Genomic DNA, 7,905 nt, shown 5'->3' on the forward strand with positions numbered 1-7,905 from the left:
GTGCGCTCCCGGCCTTGCTCGTCTGCTTTGAAGACGGCGGGTTGGCGTCCGTTTTCGGGGAATGAGAAATATGTGTACCGCCCGTCGTCGTAAATATGGGTTGGACGGAAATCCCCTTCGCCAGCGACGCGGTAGCTATAGTTGCGCGGGGCCTCAAATCCTTTGGGTTGGGTATTGGCCGCTGCCGCGCGACGCTCATCTTCTGGATAGCGAAACCGCACCTCGAAAAACATGCCTGAGCGACCCGGAATGGCCCCTTCGCGGAGATGGAAGGAATAGGTCCTGCGGTTGGTGATCACTGTCATGTTGGTTGAGGCACCTTGCACATGCGGCTTGATGGTCAGGACATTGCCAAGCTCGGGGATTGGATCGACTTGGAAACTCTCGGTGTCGCCAACAATGACGGCGTCAAACCGTTCGCCCTGCCCAAAGTGGATGGTCGTTGAATGCCGAAGGTCAGTTTCAATCACAAAGACTTGGTTTTCAACGTAAGTGGCGGTGCGCACGCGGTTGTCGAGTGACCCACTGCGTGGCACGGCTTCGGACAAGGCAGGGGTGGCCGACAGCAATGCGGCAGCACAAATCAAACGGGCAGCGATATTCAAGGGATCAGTTCTCCAAAGTCTCGGCGTCGACGCGGTATGAGGTGACCACGAAGCCCATGGGGTTGGCCCAGACGTCTTGCAGGCGTTGGCGGGTTTCGGGTTCAAAGGCGTAGCCAACAGTGGCCACGTAGCTGCGGGTCACTGAGCGGGTGTCACGCGCGCGGCGCAGGGTGCGGGTAAAGCGCACTTGCGCCACCCCAGATTCGATTTGGTTCACAGATTTGATCACCACTTCTATGACGGCATCTCGGCCATAAACAGCAATCGGGTAGTCTTCGTTGGACGAGGTCCAAAGGTCGCGCAGGGTGCGTGCGGCATCGCCGTCCGAGCGCTCGAGGACGGAGTTGATCCGCTGCTCGCCGTCGGTCAGATCGTAGGTTTCTCGATCATCCACATAGGCCACAAGGTTGGCTTGTATAATGGCGTCACTCTCCGACAAGGAGAGGGCTTGGACTGCGGCGACGCGGTCCATCTGTCCGGTTTCTTTGTCCACGACAACAACGAAAGTCTCAATCGATTTTAGGGGAAACAAGCTTGCTCCAGCAACCATGCCTGCCAGCCCGACCAGAACGCCAGCTGCCGCCACAAAATAGGCAAATCGTTCGCGCCTGCGTGGGCCGTAGATAAAATCCACCGCAAAGGCGTCGCTTTGGTCTTGGCTAGTTTGACTCTTCATTTTTGGTGTTGGTCTTTCGTTATGGGGCGCGGAAAGATTTGACGGTGTTGAGCGCTGTTGCCGGTGTTCGACGGATCGCTTCGCCCGTTTTGACAACGCCGCTGTTCACCGCTTGCTGGAGTTCTTGTGGTGATTTGCCCGTTGCGAAGCGCGTGGCACTGCCTGTGCCATAGTCGCTTGTGTTGACGATACCACGGCGCGCCAGACCGGTCAGGCCGACAGCGTTGGACGCAATACCCATCACGCCGGTTAGGTTGGAAGCAATGTAAGGGACGGATGCCATAATTCCGGCGCTGAGCAGTAGAATGACCAAGAATGGCAAGATGAGGCTCACCGTTTCGACATCGACTGGATCGGCGGACGCATCGCCGATGGCTTCTGCGATCGCAACGATGATGCCAGCAGCACCCGCAGCGGCGACGGGCATCAAGGCGTAGCCGATGGTCGCACGGCTCCAGGCCTCAAAAAGGGATTGGGTTGGCTTGAACAGCGATGTGATGATCATGAAAGGGGCAATTACGATCATCAGCGCAAAGACGATTTTGGCGAAGGCGATGATCCCAGCGGTAACGGCTGCGAAGAGTGCGGAGAGCACAAAGAAGATCGCGCCAAGCACGGCTCCAAAGACCCAGCCTGCTTGATCACCGATGGTGTCGCCGTAGGCTGTGATGCGAGCCACCATGTTGTCGAGGCTCTCATAGACGCCAGCCTCGTCGCCAGATCCCGTGAGGGCGAGAATGGATGCGCCGACGGAGTCCGGCACTTGTGTCGCAATGCCGTAGATGACGCTGAAATTATCCCAACTCTGCGCAAAGATAGCGACCAGCGAAATCTTGATCCCAAACGCAAACGCGCTGCCAAAGGTCATGGGTCTGAGCTGCATCACGACATTGATGCCGAGCAAGATAAGGAGCAGGATGGCACCTGCAGTGATGACATCGCCAACGGCGGCTGCAGATGAGATGAACCCGTCTTGCGCGACGCTGTCGACAGCTGCATCGACCTGGTCGAGGATATCGCGAATAATGCCCATCTATTATGAACAACCCTCTGCGTGCTCGGCCTCGAGCGCATCGGCCATGGCATAGAGGTCGAGGACCTTGAACGGCAGGCGCGGGTTGTCAGTCGTCTGAAAGCGCGGCAGTTCTGCGAGAGCCATGTCCCATGTGAAATCGCTCAAGGGACAATCACAGGTCTCAGTTTCCAACTGCCGTTCGGCAACGAGAATACGCAATATCGCACGATAGCGGTTACGCAGATAAGCGGTCTCCGCGAGACCAGCAGGAGGGCGTGGAACGCGGCAGAATTCCTCGGCATCTGGTGCGACGGCCATTGAATTGAAAGGCTTAGGCCCGCCTGATGTTGTGCCCGGTGTTTCTGCAAAGGCGGGTATAGGCTGCGTGAGAAGCAGAGCTGTTATGATCAATCTGAACGCAGGTGAGACGCGCATCATCATGGATCCACCGCCATTGATCTGAACCGGCGCTCGTCAGCCAGTGTAGCCGCATCAACGACGCCAAGCTGTCCAGCGCTGACACCTTGCGCCGCTTCCAAACGCCAGATTTGTGTGAGGATGATCCCGAGTTCCGCCGTGACCCGTGTGTTAAGATCAACAGCCGCTTTCAAGCCGTCCTGATCGTCGATCAAGCCAACCATTGTTTCAAGCCGCTCCAGACTTTGCCCAGCTTCTGCATGGCTTTCTTGAGCCGCGACTGACAACATCGCGCTAGCGCCTGCTGAGGTCGCGATGCGATTGTCGGCGGGTTCCGGCGAGGAAGAAAGGGTGCTCAATGTCTCTGATGTGAACCCGCTGCCGGATAGAACCCGTTCGACCGAGGCTTCCAGTTCAGCGCCGGGATTGAAGCCGCTCAGGAAATCGCCGTCCGCCAAAGCCCGTGCCGTGTTTAAAGGTGCGACGAGCTTACCCCGCAAGGCCCGGAATTCTTCGATCGATGCGAAGAGGCCGCTCAATCCGCTGCCTTCGATCAGAGATGTGAGTTGGGCTTCCAAGTTCAGCAGTTGAGACAGCTGCGTCTCCAGCTCTAACCGCATCGTCGCCAACTGTTGCAGCTGCACGTTGAGATCTTCAGCCATGTGTTCAAGTTGGGCAACCAGCTGACCAAGTTGCGATCCATCGAAGGTTGGAACACCTTGTGCCTTTGCGGGTGACGATACACCGAGGGTGGTTATCACCGCGACGGAAAGAAGAAGTTGTTTCAATTTGGCACTCCCATTTGCATGAATTCACGCTCGGATAGGCGGTCCGCGACCAGATGTTGGGCATGGGTCGCTTCGCGTTGTTGATTGGCTGCCATCAGCCTGACGCGCAGATTTAGGATGCGGGCGATTTCAGCTTTGGCGTAGGTGTTGAGTTCCCACGCGGCTTTCGCATTTGGTTGGGCGTCGATTTGCAGAATGATCGCGCGCAGGCGGTTGATGACCTGCATCGTCGTGGCGTGGCTGCTTGCCGCATAATAGACGCCTGCATCCGAGATGTTGGCGTATTCAGCGAGGGCGAAATCTGAGGATGACAATGTGCCAAGCGCCTCCGCACCACCGACAACGGCAAGGTATTCGTTGTAGAATTTGGAGATATTGCGCACATAGCCTTGGGTCTCGGTAAAAGGCGGCACGCCGCCATACTCGATCACGCGTCCGGGGCCTGCGTTATAGGCTGCGAGCGCATGGGGGATGTTGCCAAAGCGGTTCAGCTGGGTCGTGATGTAGCGCGCGCCACCACGCAGGTTGTCCATAGGATCGTAGCGATTGACGCCCATGTCCGATGCGGTGCCGGGCATGAGCTGTGTCAGTCCGTAAGCGCCAACATGGCTTTCGGCGGTGATATTGAAGCGGCTTTCCTGTTTGATCAGTGCCTGAAACAAGCAGCGCCATTGCGTGGCGGAAAGACCAGCCCGTGCGACGCCTGGTGCGCCAGCATATTCGCCTGCAACGCGCACAATCATCATTTCGACGGTTTCGCGGCCCTCGCCAAAGAGGCGGCTGTTCATCGGACTTGTATCGGTGTTGGGATAGACGGAAGCGACCCCAAAATCAGCGTTGCCTTCAAGGGCGCTGATATCAAAGCCCGGACCCGTCATAGCGGCAGAAATTGCCTCGAGCGTGCGCAGCTGATCTGCCTGCACCTCGGCGATGGAAGAACGCTCGGCTTCTTTGTCACCTTGGGTTCCCAAATCCTGAACCAATGCGGTCACACGCGCAATGGTTTGCCCGATTGCGGCGTTGTCTTGCGTTGGTACACCTTGGGCGAAGCCCGAGGTTGCATGCAGGCAAAGCCAAAGCCCAGCAGATATGATGACGGGGCGGATCATTCTGGGCGCGGCAGGGCTTCGAAAGTACAATCTTTGCCGCTCGCAGCTGAAACTGGTGCCGTGGCCGCGAAGGATAGCGTTGCGCGTGTCACCACCGGGTCACCGCTTCGGTTAAAGCATGGGGACGTTTTCTCGGTGTATTGCGCGCAGGCCGATAGCAACAGCGCAGCCGAAAGCACAAGAATGGTTTGGGAATATCTCATTGTGGTCTCCAAAAATCTGGGTTTGAACGCCAGTCGGCTGGCACGCGGGCCTCACCTGTGGCACCGCCGCCCAAGATTGGCAGCAAGTCGCCAAGGGCAGAGAGGTCAGCATCGACAAAGACGCTGTCTCCCGCGGAGCGCACCAGCGCGATGCGTTGGCCAATGGTGGGTTGGACGAGCAAAGCAGCTTCCTTGGAGTTCACGCGCAGAAAATCGTAATCGGCCACCGTGGCGCGGTCGTTGGGAAACAGGATCTGCGTCGGGACGGTTTCAACAATGGTTTTGCCAACGCGGCTGTCGCGCAACTGGCTGGGGTACTGCGTCATCATGATCACGACGCAGTTCATCTTGCGCAGGGTCACGAGCCAGTTTTCCAACCGTGCGCCGAAATAAGGATCATCCAGTAGTTTCCACGCCTCGTCCAAGACGATGATGGTGGGTCGACGGTCTTCAACTACGCGTTCAATCTGGCGGAAAATGTATGAAAGCACAGCCATGCGCTCCGTTGTCATGTCGAGGATCTCAGTCATATCAAACCCGACGATGTCGCCAGAGAGATCGAGGCGCTGCCCACGGTCGGGTTCATCAAATACCCAGCCAAACCGACCGCCGGGGGCCCATTCTGCGACGCGGGACTGCAGCTCGCCATCATCATCCAAGGACTGGAACAAGGTTTCAAAGCTGGCAAAGCGCTGTAAGGCTGCGCCAGCATCTGCATTCTGTGTTACCGCACCCTGGATGTGGCGCGATTGTTCTCCGGATAAGGCACCGCTGCGCGTCAGCAAGGTGGCCAACCAATCGGATAACCAAGCGCGTCCGCGTTCATCGATTTCAGAGGCGAGCGGGTTGAGGCCTGTGGGCACGCCTGCGCGGATTTCATTGTAACGGCCACCCAAAGCTCGGACTGCCATTTCCAAGCCGCGATCTTTGTCAAAGAAGAACAGGCGTGCGCCGATCCGTTGCGCTTGCGCGGTGAGGAAGGCAGTCGTCAATGTTTTGCCAGTTCCCGTGCGCCCTAAAACCAGTGTGTGGCCCACAGTAGGTTCTTTGCTTGCAGAACCCGCTTCGTGGAAGTTGAAACGGTAGCCTGATGTACCCACTGTTGGCAGAACCGCAATGCTCTGACCCCACGGGCTCTCGTCATTGCTACGCCCTTCAACACTGCCGTGAAGGGCTGCAAAATCAGAAAAATTGGTCGATGAGATTGGTGTCTTTCGGGCGCGATAGCCAAAGTTGCCCGGGCTCTGTGCAAAATAGGTGGCTTTCAGCGCCATGTTTTCGCGCACGATCACAGCCATGATTTCTTGGCCGACCCGTTTGATCTGTGCGGCGGCGCGTTCAAGTGTGTCGCGGTCAGGCGCATAGACGGCGATGGAAAGGTGATGGTCGCCAAAGGCGATGCGTCCCGCCTCTTGATCGTCTGCAGCCAAGGCCAATTGGTCGCGCAATGACACGGCGGCATCATCTGACGCATGCATCTGTCTGATGATGCGCTGGATGCGCTCGGCCATGATGTTGTTCGGGATTGGACTGAATGAATTGGTCAGTACGATATCGAGAGGCAGATCTAACGCATCGAGAAGCGTCACGTCTGTCAGTGCGGGATAGGATTTGATGCTAAAGAGCGCGCCATATTTGACGGCACCTGTTGTGGCACATGTAATCGTCGCCACATCTCCATCGAACGTCGCGCGGCAATCACTGATGGTATGAGACAGGGGCAGGGGGCTTTGACCAAATGCGATGGGTGAAAAGCTGCCTGCGTTGAGCGTGTTCAGATACCCGAGCCATTCACCGCCCGTCTTTGTTAAGCGAACAGGGTTTGCCGAAGAGAGGGCCACCGCAAAGAAGCCCATAACCTCGTTGAGCACTTGAACACGCGCTGCGCGGTCTTTGACCCAAGCTTTGCGGGCGAGTGCGCGCAAAAATGGGATGCGGGCTGCGAGATTGGGGCGGCGAATGACGCTGAGATACATCTGCCGCTTGGAAGGTCGCAGGCCTTTGATGTGAGCTGCCCAACGGGCATCGACTTGGGACGCGAAGGTATCACCCTCGACGGGCTTAAGGTCTAAGTTTTGTGGAACAGAGACGCGGTGGATGTAAAAACCGAACGTATTCCCGGTTTGGGCCACGATTGCGGCAACCGCGCGCTTGAGCGCATCAAGGCGATCGTCCTCGGTAGTCATCGGGTTCAGACCATCAAGGCGTAGGGTTGCCAGAAGATCGCCTTCGCGCAGCACCATCACATCGTCCGTTGCCAAAGCAAAATAGGGCAGGTGCTCCGCAAGGTAGCTTTCACGGGCAAATCCTGTTCCCCCAGCTTCACGCACCGCAGGGCCGATGCCGCTCAAAGTTCCACCATCAAGCGCCAAAGCTGTCACCCCCATGATGTGCGCGGTTTTTGGTCGGGCGCACGGTGCCAAAGGAGATGCGCAGCACTTCAAAGAAATGAGGCTCTTTGTCCGCAACGAACCAAAGGACTGGATAGGCAATGATCCCGATCAGGAAAAAGATCAGAGATTTCGTCCAGATAAATGGCAGAACGACCCCCATGGCCAAGACCACCAGATATCCGACAGGGAGACCCAGATACTTGGGTGGGCGTGCGAGGCCGAGGAAAAGTGGGGAACGTTCTGCCATCTGCTCTGCCTGCTCTTAGGTGAAGCCGTCGACGATGGTGCCCGCCGAGAAAATCAACACGATCCCGATGATCACGGAGGCGAACCATCCCCAGTTCAGCCGCCCCATCATGCACATGAAGCCTGTGCCAATGACCGCTAGAGTAGCCACGGCAATGCCAATTGGTCCTGTGAGTGCGGCTTCGACCGTCTCCAACATTGTTTGAATGGGCGACAAGTCTTGCGCGAAGGCAGGGGAGGCAAGGAGCGCTAAGGTTGCGACCATGAGTGGCAAGTATCGTGAGTGGTGTCTTGGCATGAAAATGTCCTTGATCAGTTCAGTTCAATAATGACGGGAGCGCGTGTGGGTGCTGTATTGGCGACGCGGATTGGTGCTGGCTGCGACGTTCCACCGGACAGCCGTTCACGAATGTCGTGGATGCGTGCAATGTAGGCGCGTGTTTCAGAAAACGG

Annotated in this window: 9 protein-coding genes; all 9 read right to left on the minus strand. The window is 57.2% G+C overall.

Annotation, left to right across the window (positions count from 1 at the left end):
• A partial coding sequence (locus tag ACFDSS_RS09690; protein WP_375255549.1) for a TrbG/VirB9 family P-type conjugative transfer protein occupies positions 1–605 on the minus strand: 605 nt, incomplete at its 3' end.
• A 4-nt stretch (positions 606–609) separates the two neighbouring features.
• The gene (locus ACFDSS_RS09695) at positions 610–1,281 is read right to left on the minus strand and encodes a virB8 family protein (protein WP_072629785.1); all 672 of its coding nucleotides are present in this window, start codon (positions 1,279–1,281) and stop codon (positions 610–612) included.
• Between the two features lie 19 nt (positions 1,282–1,300).
• Positions 1,301–2,314 (minus strand): type IV secretion system protein, encoded by a 1,014-nt coding sequence (locus ACFDSS_RS09700; protein ID WP_072629786.1) that lies wholly within the window; start codon positions 2,312–2,314, stop codon positions 1,301–1,303.
• 3 nt (positions 2,315–2,317) lie between these two features.
• Positions 2,318–2,614 carry a hypothetical protein gene (locus tag ACFDSS_RS09705; protein ID WP_375255550.1) on the minus strand — a complete coding sequence of 99 codons (297 nt, stop codon included), beginning with the start codon at positions 2,612–2,614 and terminating at the stop codon, positions 2,318–2,320.
• Between the two features lie 119 nt (positions 2,615–2,733).
• Positions 2,734–3,501: a type IV secretion system protein gene (locus tag ACFDSS_RS09710; protein WP_039965697.1), complete on the minus strand. Its 768-nt coding sequence runs from the start codon at positions 3,499–3,501 to the stop codon at positions 2,734–2,736.
• The gene (locus ACFDSS_RS09715; RefSeq protein WP_007121041.1) at positions 3,498–4,610 is read right to left on the minus strand and encodes a transglycosylase SLT domain-containing protein; all 1,113 of its coding nucleotides are present in this window, start codon (positions 4,608–4,610) and stop codon (positions 3,498–3,500) included. Before ACFDSS_RS09715 ends, ACFDSS_RS09710 begins: the two co-directional genes overlap by 4 nt.
• Before the next feature lie 199 nt (positions 4,611–4,809).
• The gene (locus ACFDSS_RS09720) at positions 4,810–7,200 is read right to left on the minus strand and encodes a type IV secretion system protein B4 (protein WP_375255551.1); all 2,391 of its coding nucleotides are present in this window, start codon (positions 7,198–7,200) and stop codon (positions 4,810–4,812) included.
• Positions 7,175–7,453 (minus strand): type IV secretion system protein VirB3, encoded by a 279-nt coding sequence (locus ACFDSS_RS09725; RefSeq protein WP_007121039.1) that lies wholly within the window; start codon positions 7,451–7,453, stop codon positions 7,175–7,177. The genes ACFDSS_RS09720 and ACFDSS_RS09725 overlap by 26 nt, the downstream gene beginning before the upstream one ends.
• Before the next feature lie 15 nt (positions 7,454–7,468).
• A complete protein-coding gene (locus tag ACFDSS_RS09730; protein ID WP_039965702.1) occupies positions 7,469–7,750 on the minus strand; it encodes a TrbC/VirB2 family protein in 282 nt (93 codons plus the stop codon).
• Positions 7,751–7,905 lie beyond the last annotated feature (155 nt).

The organism is Yoonia sp. (assembly GCF_042093035.1).
GTDB lineage: Bacteria > Pseudomonadota > Alphaproteobacteria > Rhodobacterales > Rhodobacteraceae > Yoonia.